Source organism: Streptomyces sp. NPDC002144 (genome assembly GCF_053593695.1).
Window position 1 is genome coordinate 132,834 of record NZ_JBSFDB010000015.1, and the last position, 18,051, is coordinate 150,884.

The 18,051-nt window shown below is 69.3% G+C and carries 12 protein-coding genes; 9 read left to right on the forward strand and 3 right to left on the reverse strand.

Annotated features, from left to right (window positions below):
• The first annotated feature begins 58 nt into the window (after positions 1–58).
• Both ACWCQ1_RS23550 and ACWCQ1_RS23555 read left to right on the forward strand, forming a co-directional pair.
• Positions 59–4,600 (forward strand): DUF6531 domain-containing protein, encoded by a 4,542-nt coding sequence (locus ACWCQ1_RS23550; RefSeq protein ID WP_451027301.1) that lies wholly within the window; start codon positions 59–61, stop codon positions 4,598–4,600.
• On the forward strand, positions 4,597–5,238 hold the full coding sequence (locus ACWCQ1_RS23555) for a hypothetical protein (protein ID WP_358593129.1): 642 nt from the start codon (positions 4,597–4,599) through the stop codon (positions 5,236–5,238). The genes ACWCQ1_RS23550 and ACWCQ1_RS23555 overlap by 4 nt, the downstream gene beginning before the upstream one ends.
• A gap of 26 nt (positions 5,239–5,264) precedes the next feature.
• Here ACWCQ1_RS23555 and ACWCQ1_RS23560 read toward each other — a convergent pair whose 3' ends face one another.
• Positions 5,265–6,332, reverse strand: a complete 1,068-nt coding sequence (locus ACWCQ1_RS23560; RefSeq protein WP_451027302.1) for a hypothetical protein — start codon at positions 6,330–6,332, stop codon at positions 5,265–5,267.
• Positions 6,333–6,334: 2 nt separating this feature from the next.
• Positions 6,335–6,970: a hypothetical protein gene (locus ACWCQ1_RS23565; RefSeq protein ID WP_358593131.1), complete on the reverse strand. Its 636-nt coding sequence runs from the start codon at positions 6,968–6,970 to the stop codon at positions 6,335–6,337.
• Between the two features lie 300 nt (positions 6,971–7,270).
• Here ACWCQ1_RS23565 and ACWCQ1_RS23570 point away from each other — a divergent pair, with 300 nt between their 5' ends.
• From ACWCQ1_RS23570 to ACWCQ1_RS23585, 4 genes are all read left to right on the forward strand, one after another.
• The gene (locus ACWCQ1_RS23570; RefSeq protein ID WP_451027303.1) at positions 7,271–10,246 is read left to right on the forward strand and encodes a BTAD domain-containing putative transcriptional regulator; all 2,976 of its coding nucleotides are present in this window, start codon (positions 7,271–7,273) and stop codon (positions 10,244–10,246) included.
• Positions 10,243–11,118 (forward strand): prepilin peptidase, encoded by an 876-nt coding sequence (locus ACWCQ1_RS23575; RefSeq protein WP_451027304.1) that lies wholly within the window; start codon positions 10,243–10,245, stop codon positions 11,116–11,118. Before ACWCQ1_RS23570 ends, ACWCQ1_RS23575 begins: the two co-directional genes overlap by 4 nt.
• Positions 11,119–11,208: 90 nt before the next feature.
• The gene (gene mqnC / locus ACWCQ1_RS23580) at positions 11,209–12,408 is read left to right on the forward strand and encodes a cyclic dehypoxanthinyl futalosine synthase (protein WP_133043389.1); all 1,200 of its coding nucleotides are present in this window, start codon (positions 11,209–11,211) and stop codon (positions 12,406–12,408) included.
• A 7-nt stretch (positions 12,409–12,415) separates the two neighbouring features.
• Positions 12,416–12,856 carry an imidazolonepropionase-like domain-containing protein gene (locus tag ACWCQ1_RS23585; RefSeq protein WP_358593135.1) on the forward strand — a complete coding sequence of 147 codons (441 nt, stop codon included), beginning with the start codon at positions 12,416–12,418 and terminating at the stop codon, positions 12,854–12,856.
• Between the two features lie 19 nt (positions 12,857–12,875).
• Here the strand turns inward: ACWCQ1_RS23585 and ACWCQ1_RS23590 are convergent, their stop codons facing one another.
• A complete protein-coding gene (locus tag ACWCQ1_RS23590) occupies positions 12,876–13,889 on the reverse strand; it encodes a chitinase (protein WP_451027338.1) in 1,014 nt (337 codons plus the stop codon).
• 388 nt (positions 13,890–14,277) lie between these two features.
• Between ACWCQ1_RS23590 and ACWCQ1_RS23595 the strand changes: the two genes are divergently transcribed.
• The 3 genes from ACWCQ1_RS23595 to ACWCQ1_RS23605 are packed head-to-tail and all read left to right on the forward strand — an operon-like array spanning position 14,278 to position 18,049.
• Positions 14,278–14,583 (forward strand): hypothetical protein, encoded by a 306-nt coding sequence (locus tag ACWCQ1_RS23595; protein ID WP_358593136.1) that lies wholly within the window; start codon positions 14,278–14,280, stop codon positions 14,581–14,583.
• 17 nt (positions 14,584–14,600) lie between these two features.
• Entirely contained in the window at positions 14,601–16,925 is a 2,325-nt protein-coding gene (locus ACWCQ1_RS23600; RefSeq protein ID WP_358593137.1) for a bifunctional polysaccharide deacetylase/glycosyltransferase family 2 protein, read from the forward strand.
• Entirely contained in the window at positions 16,925–18,049 is a 1,125-nt protein-coding gene (locus ACWCQ1_RS23605) for an acyltransferase family protein (RefSeq protein WP_451027305.1), read from the forward strand. Before ACWCQ1_RS23600 ends, ACWCQ1_RS23605 begins: the two co-directional genes overlap by 1 nt.
• Positions 18,050–18,051 lie beyond the last annotated feature (2 nt).

Below are 18,051 nucleotides of genomic sequence, written 5' to 3' on the forward strand. Positions count from 1 at the left end.
TAAGTTCGCGTGTGCATACGGGTGTTGACGACGATGTGCGCGTGACGGGGGTTGCGGAATGGCGGGGCAACGGCCACGGGACTGGTATGTCCTGGACCTGGACAGGGACCCGACACCGGGTGACCCGGACCGCGTACGGACGCTCGCCAGAACCCTGCACGAGTTCGCGGAGGACGTCTCCGGCGCGCTGAAGGTCGTCAAGGGCATGGCGGACGACGACGCGACCCTGCAGTGGGCCGGGAAGTCCGCGGAGGTCTTCAAGGACGAGTTCTCCGGTGTGCCGAAGAACCTCAAGAAACTGAAGAAGTCGTACGAGATGTGCGGCGACGCGCTGGCGGCGTACTGGCCGAAGCTGGAGCGGGCGCAGGCACTGGCGGACAAGGCGCTGGCGAAGGGCAGGGAGGCACAGCACGATCTCTCCTCCGCCAAGTCCCGCCTCGCGTCCGTCGATTCCTGGGTGGCCCGGGCCACCAAGGAGGCCGACAAGTACAAGGACGACCCCACCGGCAGCAAGTCCGCCGCCGACAAGCCCGACGAGTCCAAGGTCCGCGCCGCCACCCGCGACGCCCAGGCCGCGAAGTCCGCCCACACCAAGGCCCGGTCCGACGTCACCGACGCCCAGGACGCCCTCTCCGCCGCCAAGAAGATGGCCGAGGACGCCCGCAGGATGCGCGAGGACGCGGCCCGCGAGGCCAAACAGAGGATCGACGACGCCTCCGACGCGGGCATCCGGAACCGCTCGTGGTGGGAGGACGTCGGCGACTGGTTCGAGGACAACTGGGACACGATCGTCACGGTCTGCAAGGTGGTCGTGACGGTCGTCGGCATCATCGCGATGATCATCGGCGGCCCGATCCTGGGGGCGATCGTCCTGGTGGCGGCCCTCGTGGTCCTGGCGGACACCCTCTACAAATACTCCAAGGGCCAAGCGTCCCTGTGGGACGTGGGGTTCGCGGCGCTGGACTGCATACCCGGGGGCAAGGGGATCACTTCGCTGGGGAAGCTGGCGAAGGGGATGAGAGCCTTCGGTAAAACCGGGCTGAAGGGCATGGCCTTCGGCGTTCGGGGGTTCGGCGAGACCGCTCGTGTCCTGGGCCGCCAGATGAAGAAGCTCATCACCCGCGGCGACCCGGTCGACCTGGCCACCGGCGAGCTGGTCATGTCGGCGACCGACGTGCTGTTGGACGGCGTTCTTCCCCTCGTCCTGGAACGCCACCACCGCACGAGCGTCCGCAGCGGCCGTTTCCTGGGGCCTTCCTGGACGTGCACACTCGATCAACGCCTGCTGCTCGACGACACCGGCGTGCGGTTCGCCGTTGACGACGGCATGGTGCTGCATTACCCGGTGCCGGATCCGGAAGTTCCCGTACTGCCGGTGGAAGGCCCCGCCTGGCCGCTGAGTTGGGATGTCGACGGCGCACTCGCCGTGCACCATCCGGAGACGGGCCGCACGTTGCGTTTCCGGCCGCTGCCCGACCACACGTCGGGCGAGCTCCCGCTGTCGACGATCAGTGACCGGAACGGCAACACCGTCACCGTGACCTATCGGGCGGACGGAACGCCCGCGGAGATCACCCATCACGGCGGCTACCGCATAGGAGTGACCTGCGGGAACGGCAGGATCACGGAACTGGTCCTGCACAGTCACCCCGAACGGCCGACCCTGGTCCGCTACGGCTACGACGACCACGGCAATCTCTCGGCCGTCCACAACTCCTCCGGGTTGCCCCTGCGGTTCGCCTATGACGACCACCGGCGTCTCACGCGCTGGGAGGACCGCAACCGCGTCTGGTACAGCTTCGAGTACGACAACGCCGGCCGCTGCGTGGCCGGCCACGGCCTGGACGGATTCCTTTCCTACACCTTCGCGTACGACGAGGAAGCTCACCGCACCGTAGCGGTCGACTCGTTGGGCCACGCCACGCACTACCAGTTCAATGAGGCCTACCAGCTCGTCGAAGAGACAGACGAGTTCGGCCACAGGGTCACACAGGAGTGGGACCACCGGGACCGTCTGCTGCGCCGCACCGACCAACTGGGCCGCTCGCTGACCCTGGAGTGGGACGAGGCGGGCCGACTCACCGCCGTCGAGCTGCCCGACGGCTCGGTCTCCACCACCCGCTACAACGACCTCGGCCTGCCGGAGGAGATCACCGAGTACGACGGTGCCGTCCTGCGACAGCGGTGGGACGAGCGCGGCAACTGCACCTCGCTGACGACCGCGGACGGGGCGACCACCGTCTTCACCCGCGAACCGACGGGTGCCCTGGCCACGTTGACCGACGCGACGGGCGCCGTCCACCGCTTCACCAACAACCCTGCCGGACAACCAACTTCTGCCACAGACCCGCTCGGGGCGACCTCCACCTACTCCTACGACCCGTTCGGCCGATGTGTTGCCGTCGTGGACCCGCTGGGAGGCCGGACCCTGCGAACCTGGTCCCCCGAGGGCCTGCTGACCTCGATAACCGGCGCCGACGGCAGTGTGGAGAGCTGGACCTACGACGGCGAGGGCAACCAACTCACCCACACCGACGCGCTGGGCCGAACGACCACCTTCGCCTACGGCCCCTTCGACCTGCTCACCTCGCGCACGACGCCGGACGGCGTACGCCACAGCTTCCGGCACGACACGGAACTGAGGCTGATCCAGGTGACCGGCCCGCGCGGGCTCACCTGGGACTACTGCTACGACGCGGTGGGCAACCTGGTGTCCGAGACCGACTTCGACGGCCGCACCCTGTCCTACAGCTACGATCCGGCCCGCCAACTGATCAGCCGTACGAACGCCGTCGGGCAGAAGGCCGAGTTCGCCTACGACGAGGTCGGCAACCAGATCAGGGCGACGTTGGACGGCAGGGCGACCACGTACGCCCACGACCGCGCCGGCCGGCTCGTCCAGGCCGTGGGCCCGGATGCCACCCTCGTGTACGACTACGACCGCGGCGGCCGTATCACCGCCGAGGCCATCGACGGCAGGGTCCTTGCCACGGCCTACGACGTCCTCGGCCGCCCGGTGAACAGGACCACCCCGAGCGGCGCCGTCGCAACGTACGGGTACGACGCGGCAGGACGCCGTACGGCGCTCAGGGCCGGCGATCGCACCCTGGCGTTCTCCTACGACCACCTCGGCCGGGAGACGACGAGGTCGACCGACACCGGCCTCACGCTCGCCCTTGCCTGGGATGCCGGGGACCGACTCACCACGCAGCAGCTCACCTCGCCCACCAGCCCGCGCCCTCTCGCGCACCGCAGCTACACGTACAGGCCGGACGGCCACGTGACCACGCTCGACGACCGAACGGCAGGACGCCGCACGTTCGAACTCGACAGCGCGGGACGCGTCCTCACCGTACGCGCGCAGGGCTGGACGGAGTCGTACGCCTACGACGAGCAGGGAAACCAGACACGCGCCGCCTGGCCGGATCGCTTCTCCACGCAGGAGGGGCGTGGCGAGCGCGTTCACCAGGGCAACCGCGTCCTACGCGCCGGTGCCGTTCACTACGAGTACGACGCCGCCGGGCGGGTGGTGCTGCGCCGCCGCACACGGTTGTCACGCAAACCGGACATCTGGCGCTACACCTGGGACGCCGACGACCGGCTCACCTCGGTGGTCACCCCCGACGGCACGGTCTGGCGCTATGTGTACGACCCACTGGGCCGCCGAGTCGCCAAGCGACGTCTGAGCCCGGACGGCCGGAGCGTGACAGAGGAGACCCGGTTCACCTGGGACGGCCCGCACCTCGTGGAGCAGACCACCGTAAGCACCGACTCCGCCGAGGTGTCCACCCTGACCTGGGAACGCGACGGCGCCCGACCGCTGACCCAGACGCAGCGCACCACGCTCGCCGACGCGCCCCAGGACGTCGTCGACGAGCGGTTCTTCGCCATCGTCACCGACCTCGTGGGGACGCCGACCGAACTCGTCACGGACCACGGTGACATCGCCTGGCGCTCCGATGCCACGCTCTGGGGCCTGACGGCGCTGGACGGGGCGTACGACACGTCCACACCCCTGCGCTTTCCCGGCCAGTACTTCGACCCCGAGACCCAGCTCCACTACAACTTCTTCCGGTACTACGACCCGGTCGCCGCGGCTTACATCAGCGCCGACCCCCTCGGCTTGGACGCGGGCCCGAACCCACGCGCATACGTACCGAACCCGCTGTCGTGGCTCGACTACCTGGGCCTGCTCACCTGTGCAGAGAACGCCGACCTGCTCGCGAAGAACCTGGCGCGGGAGGGACGGGCCAAGAGCGCGGGTGAGGCCGCCGCCCACCTCGTGCCGTCGGGCATGAAACGAAACGGGGCGGCCCAGGCCAGGGCCCTGCTGGAGAAGTACGGCGTCGACATCAACGACGCGGCCAACGGGGTTCCGCTGGGACATCCTCGGCCGCACAACTTCACGCATCGGAAGATGTTCCTGACACGGTTGAACGGCCACCTGAACCTCACGGTGGATCGGATGACAGCTGCCGGATACGGAGCGCGTGCCATCCGCAGCGCACTGCGTGGGGAACTGCGCTCTATCGGACAACAGGTCGAGAGAGAGCTGGCGAGCGGGCAGCCGTCGGCGAACGCGGTGTGGACGGCACCATGATGGACCTTGCCCAGGTGACGATGAATACGGATGGTGACGCGATGTCTGACGTGGCAGAGAAGCCTTTGTCGGTGTATCGGCTCCTGCCGGGCCTCAGTGAATACCAGACGCTGCATCTCAACAATTTCGATGCGGCGCAGGTCATGCGCTGGCAGCGTAACGGAGGCCCAGCGGATCGGCCCACTCGGCTGCGTGCCGAATGGTTGGGAGAGAAAGGCTGGTCCAAGAGCGACTTCCCTACCGGATACCACGGTGCCCCCGTGCTCAGCCGTCGCCTTGCCGAGCAATTCGGGGATGAGTTGCATACAGCTGGCAGTCTCGTGCCCGTCGACATCGACGGTGCGAAAGACGACGAATACTTCCTCTATTTGGTGGATCAGGTAGTCGACTGTCTGGACCTGCGCAGGTCGTCCAAGCCGAAGAGGATGGATGGGGAAGTCAAAAAGGCGGTTTTCCGTGTTGAAGCGTTGCCGACGCATCTTCCGGCCTTCCGCCTGCCTCAATTCCCCGGAGCAGTCCAGTGGAACGGCTGGGCGGCCGAGCGGCTCGTGGAGCTCACAGGGGATCAGATCGAGGCCCGTCTGACCTGGTCACAGGATCCGACGGCGAAGGTTCATCCCGATCCGTGGGGCTTTTGATCTGACATGTTCGCCGGAGTCGATGGTCAGCGGTTGATCGCCTGGATCTCCTGGACGTTCATGTCCTGGGTGGTGTCGAAGGTGCCGTCGGGGAGGTCGCCCCTGGCACCGCCCGTGCCCTCCCAGGAGATCTGCCAGGTGATGCTGGCCTTCAGGTGGTACGGCGTGCCGTTGGTGGCCTTGAGGTACGTGATGCCGCACGGCGGGGTCTTGTCCGCGTCGCCCGGCTTGTACGGGGTGCCGATCGAGCCGTCGTCGTTGATGGTGCAGTCGCCGGAGGCCGGGAAGGTCGTCGCGTCACCGGTACCCGGGTCCAGGTGGAGGGCGACCGGCTTGGCCGTCGTTTCGGCCCAGAGGTTGGTGCGGGGGAGTTCCGCGCGGACCTTGACCTCCTGGAACGTGCCCTTGTCCAGCCAGACCCACGTGGGCAGGTTCACCGTGGACTTGGCGGTGGGTTTCAGCTCGATCTCGGTGTTGGGGACCTTGATCTGGTTGTAGGCGTAGTCGGCGAGCATCTCGGGCGTGGGGGCGTGCGGCACCTTGGGGACCACGTTGGCGTCCTGCCAGAACATGATGCGGCCGCAGTCCCAGGAGTCCGGGTCGTTCTCGTCCGGTGCGACGCTGCGCCAGAAGTACCCGTCCTTGCCGATGTTGTAGTCCTTGTAGCCCTCGGCGACGCTGTTGGTGTCGTCGAAGTTGTTCTCCGGCTTGCCGTCCTGGTAGTGGTCGGTCCACAGGCCTTTGCCGTACCAGGACTCATGGATGCCGACGTCTCCGTCGCCGTCCGTACGGTCCACGAAGTCCTTGAGCTCCTGACCGGTGAACACGGGTTCGTACCAGCAGGCGGGGGGTTTCCAGTTGACGTCCACGGAAGAGATCGAGCCACGCTTGCCCCCGGTGGGGCCGCTGACTTGGCGGACCTTGATCGTGGAGTAGGTGGCCGAGGCGTAGATGTCACTGCCGTGCTTGCCGCCCGACGGGGTCTTTGACTGCCCTTCGTGGCCGGGAGAACCGAGTGCCGAGGCGGGTGACGGGAGTAGAGCGGCACCGAGGGCAAGCGAGACGAACAGCCCGGCCCTGCGCGTGTAGGTCATGGTCAGCACGCCCCCGGCCGGGTCTCCACGGACATGGTTTTCCAGACGCCGTCGGCCTGCTTCCCGAGACCCGTCTGGTACTGGACCAGCGGGGATTCACCCTTTGGGGTGCCCGACGTCTTTCCGGTCTTCAGGTCCTTGCTGTAGCCCTTGCTCTCGTCCACGCAGTAAATGAGGGTGGCCCGCTTCTTCTCGTTGCCGAGGTAAGCGATCCGGGGGTTGTAGACCTTGACCGCGCCCACGATGGTCAGACCCTTGTAACCCTTGACCCACGCGGAACCAGTACTCATCGCGGAAGTCCCGCTGTAGAAGGACAACGCGCTGTACTCCGGATCGCCGGCGATGATTGCCGCGTACGACGCCCTTAGCCGTTCCTTGCCGTCGTTCAGTGCGGTCTGCAGCCCGGGATCACTGTTCGTCCAGCCCTCGAAGTCGGCCTTGAAGCTGGCGGGCAGGCTGATGACGGGGCGCTGCGTTCCGGAACCCGCCGAGGCCGAACCCGACGGGCTGGCCGAACCCGTGTCCGCCCCCTTGATGTCGTCCGAGGACGACTTGTCACCCCCACCGCACCCGGTGAGCAGCAGCGTCGCCGCCAAGGTGAACGCGGCGGCAGTGGACGGCAGTGCGCGGCGGGCCACGGTTGATCTCCCCCGAAGTCGGCTGTGTGCAACGGGGAACGAAGTTATCAGGGGCAGGTAAGGGGGCCTTGAGCGGCGGCGGGGGATTGTGTGGGGAATGTGAGGAGTGAGGGTGTCGCGGACGCGAACGGGCGGACGATCCAGGGCGGGGCAGGTCTCAGTCATGTATCCGGGCTGCGGCCTTGTGAATGAGAGTTCATAAGATCTCTGTAGGCTCAGTACACCCAAGCACCCACCCACCCGCACACCTTCCAGCAGCACGTCCAGCCACCGCCCGCCCACGACCCCAGGACACCCGCCATGCCACGACGCCGCACCTCCAGCTCGTCCAGCTCGACGGGCAGGTCAACCGGCAACTCGACGGGCAGCCCGGCAGTGAACTCGTCGGCTCCCAGGAACCGGACCCCGCAGCCCGTCCGTATCCGGCGTCGCAGCTTCGGGGACTTCGTCAAGGCGTTCTTCGCGTTCGTCGCGCTGCTCGTGCTGGTCGTCGGCGTGCCGGGTGCGCTCGCCGTCACCATCGGGTGGCCGCTGCCCAGCGGGGCGCCCAGCCTCGACTGGCTGCAGCAGGAGATCACCGTCTGGACGTTCATCCACATCCTGACCGTGGTGGTGTGGCTGGCCTGGGCGCAGTTCACGGCCTGCGTGCTGGTGGAGGTGAAGGCCGCGCTGAGCGGGGTCGGCGTACCCGGGCGCGTTCCGGGGGCGGGCCCCAGCCAGATCCTCGCCCGGCAGCTCGTCGCCGCGCTGCTCCTCGTCGGCGCCACCGCCGCCAGCCTCACCCCGGGGCTCTCGCAGCTCGGTCACAGCCTGGAAGGGAATCAGAAGCCGACCGTGGCCGCCGCCCAGGCGACGCCCGGTCTCTTCGCCCAGCAGCAGGAGCAGGCCGCGCACACCGCCGCCGCCCTCGCCGAACAGGCGTCCCACGCGCAGGCCGACGCCGCGGCCAGCGCCAAGCAGCACGGTGACACGAAGTACTACCGCATCCAGCCGCCCGAGGGACGTCACCATGACTCCCTCTGGGAGATCGCCCAGCGGCACCTCGGCGACGGACGCCGGTACAAGGAGATCTACGAGCTCAACAAGGACCGGGTGCAGCCGGACGGTTCCCGGCTGTCCGAGGCCAGTCTGATCCGGCCCGGCTGGATCATGGAGATGCCCGGGGACGCGCACGGCGGCGAGCTCGTGGAGATGCCGGACGCGGGCGCGCACGTATCGCCCGAGGTGCAGCAGCAGATCCACGACTACGCCAAGTCCGGTGCGCACGCGGAGGAAAGAGGCAGCCGGCAGGTCTCGGTGCCCCAGCAGCGGCCCGCCGCTCAGCAGGAGCACCACCAGCACCAGCAGCAGACCACCACCTCCGAGTCCGGCTCCAACTCCAACGCCAACTCCTTCGGTCTGTCCGAAGCCCTCCTCACCGCCCCCCTCCTCGCCGCCGGTCTCCTCGGTGCCCTCGGCCGTCGGCGTCGGCAGGCGTTGTGGCAGTCGGCGCTCGGTGCCGTCGGCGGCCGGCGCGGTATGGAGCCGCCCACGCCGACGGGGGACGCCGCCGACGCGCAGGACGCGCTCCTCGTGGGCGCCGACCCCGAGGCCGTACGACTGCTGGACCGCTCCCTGCGCGGTCTGGCCGCGCAACTCGCCGGGGAGTCACGGCCGTTGCCGACCGTCTACGCCGCTTGGCTAACCAACGGCGACCTGCATCTGCAGCTCGCTCAGCCCGCCGGGAAGCCGCCGGCGCCGTGGCAGCTCGGGCAGGACCAGACGTTCTGGATGCTGGCCCGCAGCGATGCCGAGCGGTACGAGGACGTCGACACCGCGGCGCCGTACCCCGGTCTCGTCAGCCTCGGGACCATGGACGACTCCCGGCTGCTGCTCAATCTGGAGGCCGTGCCCGGCATCGTCTCGCTGAGCGGGCGGGAGGCCGACCGGGCGGCCGTCTTCGCCTCCGTGGCCGCCGAGTTGGCGACCAACGGGTGGTCGGACCGGATGACGATCACGCTCGTCGGCTTCGGGGAGGATCTGACCCCCCTCGCCCCCAACCGGCTCCGTCACCTCGACGGCATCGACGACCTGATCGAGACCATGGAGGCCGAGACCCGGCAGCGGCGCGGGGCTCTGGGTGCCGCCGGTCACGACTCCGTGCTCACCGGGCGCACCGGGCCCGCCCAGCACACCCGTTGGGCGCCGCACCTCGTCCTGCTCGCCGCCCAGCCCTCCCCCGAGGACGCCGTCAAGCTCGCCGAACTGGCCTCCGACGCCAGCAGGTTGGGCATCGGCTACCTCGTCGGCACCGAGACCGGCGATCTGCCCGGCGCCGCCTGGGAGATGGAGATCACCGGCGCGGGCAAGCTGCTCGCCCCGCTCCTCGGGCTCGAACTCGACGCCCAGCTGCTGCCGTCGGCGCAACAGCGGGCCGTCGTCGAGCTGTTCGTCGAGGCCGACCCCGAGCGCGATCCCCAAGGACCCACGCCCACACCGCCGTTCCTCGTCGACATCAGCGAACAGGGGCGGCCCGCGGTGTACGCGCGGCTTGTCGGGTCGTACGAGATCATCGGGCTGGAGACCCCGGACGGGGAGCGCAGTGCGCTGCTCCACGAGGCGCTCGCGCTGTTGCTGCTTCACCGCGAGGGCGTCCATCCCCGGGTGCTGGCCTCCGCGTTGTGGCCGAGGGGTGTCACCGAGGACGTACGGGACGCGCTGCTGGAGCGGCTGCGGGCCTGGCTCGGTACCGATCCGGACGGCAGCCCCCGGCTGTCCGCCGACGCGACCGGGCGGCTCGTGCTCGCCAAGTCCGTCGTCTCCGACCTGGACGTGCTGCGCTCGCTGTACCACGAGGCCACCCAGGGCAAGGGCGTCGACAGCCGGGTCGTCCGCGGGCGGCTGCTCACCGACGCGCTGGTCCTGGTCCGCGGCCCGCTGCTCGCCGACCGGCCCGAGGGACGCTACCGCTGGCTCACCCACGAGATCATCGACGCCCAACTGCCTTTGCTGGTCGCCGACATCGGGCTCGCGCTGTCGGCGTTCCACCTGGAGAAGGACCGCGCGGAGAAGGCCATCGAGGCGCTGAACGCGGCGCTCAACTCCGCGCCCGCCGACGAGCGCCTGTGGAACGAGCTGCTGCGCGCCACCCACGCCACGGGTGACACCGACCGTCTGAAGTCCCTCGCCGCCGACCTCGTCGACCGCAGCGGTGCCCGCGGGCTGCCCGCGCGCACCGAGGCCCTCCTCGACGAACTGCTGCCGTCCTGGCGCACCGGCGTCGCCGCGGTGGGATGAACGCCGGGGTGAGCACGGGGGCGCTGGTCGCCGTCGCCGCGCTGTGGGGCGCGGCGGCGGGATCGCTGCTGCCGCGGGCCGCGTACCGGTTCTCGGTCCCGTCGGGGGAGAGCTGGCGAGACGCGTGCCCGGGGGAGCACCCCATCGGCGGACGGCTCGGCGGGTGGCTCGGCCGGGCCCGCTGCGGGGAGTGCGCGGGCGGCCTCACCGAAGAAGTCGGCAAGGAGGGGCGAGCGGCTGCCGGAGAAGCCGGCAAGGAAGCCCAGGCATCCGCCGGGGAGGCCGACACAGCCGTCGGGGCAGCCCGGGAAACCGCGCCGACGCCGTCGTACGGCCCCAGTACCGCCGCCCTCGTCCTGGCCACCGCCCTCGTCTGTGCCGCCCTCGCCGCCGCCACCGGGACCCGGCCCGAGCTCGCGGTCTGGCTGCTGCTCGCGCCCGTCGGGGTGCTGCTGGCGGTCGTCGACTTCCGGGTGCAGCGGCTGCCCGACCCGCTGACGCTTCCCCTCGCGGGCGCCGCGCTCGTGCTGCTCGGGCTCGTCGCCCTCGTACCGGAGCACGCGGGCGACTGGCCGACCGCGCTGTACGGCGCCCTCGCGCTCGGCGGTGCCTTCTTCCTGCTGTTCCTCATCAACCCGGGCGGCATGGGCTTCGGGGACGTGAAGCTGGCGCTGGGGCTCGGAGCCGTGCTCGGGTGGTACGGGTGGGCGACGGTCATGCTCGGGACCTTCGCCGCGTTCCTGCTCGGCGCGCTGTACGGCGGCGCGCTCGTCGTGGCGCGGCGGGCCGGGCGCAAGACGGCGATCGCGTTCGGGCCGTTCCTGATCACGGGGGCGTTCCTGGGGCTGCTCATAGGGGCGTACGCGGCCTGACGTCGGGCTTGTCGGAGGGCTGGCGTAGGCTGGTTCGGTCCGTGCACCGCGGACGCAGCCGTCCACAACCCTTGACGAAAGGGACGCCCGGTGACCGAGAAGGCCGACCTCCAGTCCGTGCTCGACCGTGCCGCCGCCGGTGGACGCATCACGCCGGAAGAAGCGCTCGACCTCTACCGCGACGCCCCGCTGCACGCGCTGGGCGCGGCCGCGGACGCCGTACGCCGCCGCAAGTACGCGGGCACCGAGCACATCGCGACGTACATCATCGAGCGGAACATCAACTACACGAACGTGTGCGTCACGGCGTGCAAGTTCTGCGCCTTCTACGCCGCCCCCAAGGACACGGCCAAGGGCTGGACGCGCGACCTGGACGACATCCTGCGCCGGTGCGCGGAGACCGTCGAGCTGGGCGGCACGCAGATCATGTTCCAGGGCGGCCACCACCCGGACTACGGCGTGGAGTACTACGAGAAGCACTTCAAGGCCATCAAGGACGCCTTCCCGCAGCTGGTGATCCACTCCCTCGGCGCGTCCGAGGTCGAGCACATGGCCCGTATCTCCAAGGTGTCGGTCGAGGAGGCCATCAGCCGTATCCACGCGGCCGGCCTCGACTCCTTCGCCGGCGCCGGCGCGGAGCTGCTCCCGGAGCGGCCGCGCAAGGCGATCGCCCCGCTGAAGGAGAGCGGCGAGCGCTGGCTGGAGATCATGGAGACCGCCCACAGGCTGGGCGTGGAATCCACGTCGACCATGCTGATGGGCACGGGCGAGACCAACGCCGAGCGGATCGAGCACCTGCGGATGATCCGTGACGTGCAGGACCGCACGGGCGGCTTCCGGGCCTTCATCCCGTACACCTACCAGCCCGAGAACAACCACCTGAAGGGCCGTACGCAGGCCACGATCTTCGAGTACCTGCGGATGATCGCCATCGCCCGGGTCTTCCTGGACAACGTCCAGCACATCCAGGGCTCCTGGCTGACCACGGGCAAGGAGGTCGGCCAGCTGTCCCTGCACTACGGCGCCGACGACCTCGGCTCGATCATGCTCGAGGAGAACGTCGTCTCCTCCGCCGGAGCCAAGCACCGCTCCAACCGCCTGGAGATCATCGACCTGATCAGGAAGGCGGGCCGCGTCCCGGCGCAGCGCTCGACGACCTACGAGCACCTGGTGGTCCACGACGACCCGGCGAACGACCCGGTCGACGAGCGCGTGATGTCCCACATCTCCTCGACGGCGATCGCGGGCGGCACGGCACACCCCGAGCTGAAGCTGCTCGCCTCCAACTGACCTGCCCGTGCTGACGATTCACGTGGCGGACGAGGTCCGGTGCGGCGCGGAGACGGTCAAGGGCGGTGCCGTGGCGGTCGAGGGAAGCGCGATCGCGGCGGTGGGTCCGTCGGAGGAGCTGCGGGAGCGGTTCCCCGGGGCGCGGGTGCGCATGTGGCCGGGGGTGCTGGGGCCGGGCCGCGTCCACGAGGGTCCGCTGCCGGACGCCCCGAGCCCCCGCGAACGCGTCCACGCGGTGCTGAAGTCGGGGGCGACGGCCGTCCTGCGGGAGTACGTCGACTCTCCCGAACTGCGCGCGGCGGCCGCCCGGAACGAGGTGCTGGTCCTGGCCTCCGCGCAGTCACCGGCGATCACCGTGCACGGCAGGGCGGACCTGGCCGTCTTCGACGGGACCGGCGCCTGCCTGGCGACGGTGTGCGCCGGGCGGCTGGTGCACCGGCGCCGCTAGGACCCGCCGCTGTCCGGCGCTATCCGGCGAGGGCCTCACCGAATGCCCCCGAACTCTGCTTCACCCCACTGCAGTCGGTCGCCGCGTCCGTGCCGCTGCCCTTCGCGCACTCCTGGTCCCGGAACGTCGACCACATCGACACCCAGGCGATCTCCTTCTCCTCGGCGAACGTCCGCACCTGCGCCGCGTCGGAGAGAGTGAACGTCTCGCCGGCGACGTCGTTGACCCCGATCATCGAGGTCAGCGCCATGCCCTGCCAGGCATCGGCGGCGGAGAGCCCGAACACCTTCCGCAACTGGGTGTGCGCGGCCTTCGCCGAGGTCAGCGCGTAGTCCCCCATGTCCCCGGCGTACGACTCGCCGTAGTTCATGGTCATGAGGTTGACCGTGGAGACCTGGACGTCGTACGTGTTCGCGGACTCCAGCAACGCCAGGCTGTCGGAGTCCAGTCCGGACGGCATCACGGGCAGCGTGAAGGAGACCTCCAGGTCGGGCCGTTCCTTCTGCAGCGCCGCGATCGCCTCCGACCGCAGCGCGACCGTGTCCGTGTCGGTCAGTTCGTCGCCCTCGATGTCGAAGTCGGCCTGGCTGGAGCCGGCGGCGTCAAGTGCCGTGCCGTAGGCGGCCGCCAGCTTCGCGACACTGTCGCAGGTCGCCGCGAGTTCCTTGCCGGAGGCCCCGCCGAAGGAGACGCGGACCGTCCCGCCGTCCGCCGTGAGCCGGGAGATCCGGGACTTCACCGCCGTGTCCGCTATCGCGTCCTCCCCGTTCCACTGGGGCGTGCAGTCACTGCCGCCGGAGATCACGAAGGCCAGGTTGTACGTCGACGGCGACCCGCTGGAGTCGTTGGCGGAGGCCTCGGTCGCGCTGACGTAGGGGGCGTAGGAGGTGGCGCTTGAGGGGGCATCGGCGGTGGCGCTGGCGGTGGCGCTTGAGGAGGTGTCGGCGGTCTGCTTCGGCCCTGCGGAGCATCCCGCCGTGGCCAGGGCAAACACACAAGTGAACCCGGCGGCCGGCCTCAGCAAACTCGGCATGGACATGCACCTACTCTCGTGATTTCCGTCTCAGGTCCGAAACAAAGCCCTATTCAAAAGGAGAACGTCTCACACGAAGCCTGTGCTCACGAACTCGGGAAATCCATGGGAAGTTCATGGGAGGCGTGGTATGAATCGGGCCAACCGGGCGGAACGAAGGGGATTTTCGGTGCACTCCCTCCCGAGGTGAACCGCGCAGGCATTCACAGAAACTCTCAGCCGGGGGACAGGTTGGGGGCCTTCTCATATGCGCCTCACAAGAAGTCGAGTTCCGGTCACATAAAGCCTGCCTAATGTCCGGGGAATGCATTCCGAGCCTGCCATCGAAAACCGCGCGAACCCCGGGGGTCGCCGCCGCAAACGCGGCAACGGGCCCGTCGAGGGGCCTGTGTTCGTTGACAACTCCGGACGCCGTTCCAGGCTGCTGAAGCGGTTCGGCCTCCTCGTGGGCGTCCTGTGTCTCGGGTACGCCGTCGTCCTGGGCCTCGCCTTCCTGGGCATCGGCACCTCGGTCACCCCCTCCTCGCTGCTGCCCTTCCGGGGCGGCCAGGCGGGCCCGTCCGGCAACGGCCCCGCCGGCTACCGGCAGCAGGGCGGCATAGGCAACCGGATCGGCGCCCGGCCCAGTGACATCCCCTCGGTGCCGCCGTCCGGCACGCCCACTCCGACCGCGTCCGCCACCGCGGCCAACTGACCGGAGCGCCCAGCCACATGACCATGACGACGTCCCCACGCGGCCGCCGGCGCGCCCCCACCCGTATCGAACGGGCGGCGGGCAAGGCCGCCGCGCTGCAGAAACCCCGCGTCATCCTCGCGCTGCTGCTCCTGCTCGCGCTGACCAGCATCATGCTGCTCGACGGCTATCTGCGCGCCGAGGTCGGCGGCGACGAGCGGGTGCGCGACGGAGCCAGCTCCAGCAAGGTGCCGGACAAGATTCTCGGCGGCGGCCCGATCCTGACCTTCCGCGGCGGACAGGCCACCACGCTCTCGGTGCCGGACAAGACCATCGCGCTCACCTTCGACGACGGCCCCAACCCGACCTGGACGCCCCAGGTACTGGCCATCCTGAGGAAGTACGACGTCCCCGGCACGTTCTTCCTGGTCGGCTCGATGGTCTCGCGCTACCCGGGCATCGTGAAGACGATGGTCCAGCAGGGCAACGAGGTGGGCATCCACACCTTCACCCACGTCGACCTCTCCTACCAGAGCACCGCCCGGGTCAACCGTGAGATGACGCAGACCCAGCTCGCGCTGGCGGGTGCGGCCGGCATCACCACGACCCTGTTCAGGGCGCCGTACTCCTCCGAGACCGACGCCATCGACAACTACAGCTGGCCCGTCTACCAGCGGCTCGGCAAGGACGGCTACACCAGCGTCTTCGTCGACACCGACAGCGACGACTGGAAGAAGCCGGGCGTCTCGAAGATCGTCCAGTGGGCCACGCCGAAGAGCGGCAAGGGCGCTGCGGTCCTCATGCACGACGCGGGCGGCGACCGCTCGCAGACGGTCAAGGCCCTGCCCGAGTACATCGAGAAGATGAAGGCGAAGGGCTACACCTTCACCACGGTCAGCGGGGTCATCGAGAAGGACAACGCGGGCGCGGGCAACAACCGGCCCGGGGGGACGACGCTCGCGGGAGATGCCGCGGGCGCCACGGGAGAGCGGTCCGCGAACGGCCCGGGCGCGGCGGCGAACATGAGCGGCTCGAACGGTGCGAACCGCTCCCGGCTCCAGGCCGCCCACCGCACCGCGACCGGCGCGACCCTCTACGAGGGCAGGGCGCTCGTGTTCGCGGTCGCCGTCGCCGAGTGGACCGTGCCCACGCTGTCCGTCGGACTCGTCATCGTCGGTGTGGCCGTCATGGGTCGCTTCGGGATGATGCTGATCCTCGCCCGCCGCCACTACCGGCAGCGCAACAAACGCCGCTTCGGCTGGGGACCGACGGTCACCCGCCCGGTGAGCGTGATCGTCCCGGCGTACAACGAGAAGGAGTGCATCGCCAACACCCTCGAGTCACTGTCGAGGAGCACCCACCCGATCGAGATCATCGTGGTGGACGACGGCTCGACGGACGGCACCTCCGAGATCGCCCGCAGCGCCGCCATGGACCTGGGCATGCACAACGTCCGCGTCATCCGCCAGGAGAACGCGGGCAAACCGGCCGCCCTCAACAACGGTGTGCGCAGCGCCCGTCACGACATCGTCGTGATGATGGACGGCGACACGGTCTTCGAACCGGACACCGTACGGCAGCTGGTGCAGCCCTTCGCCGACCCCGAGGTCGGCGCGGTCGCCGGCAACGCCAAGGTCGGCAACCGCGACACGGTCATCGGTGCCTGGCAGCACATCGAGTACGTCATGGGCTTCAACCTCGACCGGCGCATGTACGACGTGCTGCGCTGCATGCCGACCATCCCGGGCGCGATCGGCGCGTTCCGCCGGGAGGCGGTGCTGGGGGTCGGCGGGATGAGCGAGGACACGCTGGCCGAGGACACGGACATCACGATCGCCATGCACCGCGCGGGCTGGCGGGTCGTCTACCAGGAGCACGCCCGCGCGTGGACCGAGGCGCCCGGCTCCCTGAGGCAGCTGTGGTCCCAGCGCTACCGCTGGTCCTACGGCACCATGCAGGCCCTGTGGAAGCACCGCAAGTCCCTGACGGACAAGGGGCCTTCGGGGCGCTTCGGCCGGGTCGGGATGCCGCTGGTGGTGATCTTCCAGATCGTCACCCCGGTCTTCGCCCCGCTGATCGACGTCTTCACCGTCTACTCGATGATCTTCGTCGACTTCCAGGCGGCGCTGTACGCCTGGCTGGCCGTCCTCGGCGTCCAACTGGTGTGCGCCGCCTACGCGTTCCGCCTGGACCGGGAGAAGTACCGCTACCTGCTGATGATGCCGCTCCAGCAACTGGCCTACCGGCAGATGATGTACCTCGTCCTCATCCACTCCTGCATCACCGCCCTGACCGGCGGCCGGCTGCGCTGGCAGAAGCTGAAGCGCACGGGTGAGGTCGGGACACCGGCGGGGGTGAGCTGATGGGAGCGCACAGCAGGGGGGCGGTGAGGCCGGAGGCGCCCATGGACATGGCTCTGTCGCCCCGGGCCGAGTCCGCGCCGCCGGCGAGGGTCTCCGGCCGGGACCGCTACTTCGACGCCCTCCGGGCCCTCGCGCTGATCCGCGTCGTCACCTACCACACCTTCGGCTGGGCCTGGGCCGGCATGGTCTTCCCCTCCATGGGGATCATGTTCGGTCTGGCCGGCACCCTGATGGCGAAGTCCCTGGAACGCCCGGCCGGGCAGGTGATCAGGAGCCGGCTGCGCAGACTCCTGCCGCCGTTCTGGTTCTGGGGCTTCTTCGTCGTGCTGGCGATGCTCGTGCACGACTGGATGCCGGGCTGGGAGATCGTCTACTGGGTCCTGCCACTGGGCGACCCGCCCGGCAACGCGTGGGGCGAACAGGCCTGGGAGATTCTCTGGTACCTGCGGACGTACCTCTGGTTCGTCCTGCTCTCCCCGCTGCTCCTGCGCGTCTTCCGGCTCGCCCCGATCCCCGTCCTGTTCCTCTCCCTCGCCCCCGTCCTGATCCTGAACTTCGTCTGGTCCGGCCCCGACAACCCCTTCGGCAGCGCCCTGTGGGACCTGTCGACGTACCTCTTCTGCTGGATCCTCGGCTTCGCCCACCACGACGGCGTGCTGCGGCGGCTGCGGCCCGCCCTGGCCGTCGTGCTCTCCCTGGCGGCGGTCGGGTACGGCGGCTGGTACGCCTTCGCCCACCAGGCCGACGCCGGCACCTACGACCTCGACGAGATCCCGCTCGCGCAGGCCTTCTGGTCGGCGGGCTATGTCCTGCTGCTGATGTGGGCCAAGGCGTACTTCAGGATCGACTTCGCCCGGCTGACCCGCTTCCGCCGTACCGACCGGCTCGTGACGATCTTCAACGCGCGCGCCGTGACGATCTACCTCTGGCACGAGATCGCACTGATCCTGGCGGTCCCGCTGATCGACCGGTTCTGGAACGTCCCCGCGTTCGAGAAGTGGCTTCCGCTGGACAGCCAGTGGTTCATGTTCGGCATCGGCTGGATCCTGATCGCGGGGTTCGTCCTTGCGTGCGGATGGGTGGAGGACGTGGCCGGGAAGAAGAAGCCGAGGCTTCTTCCCTGAGG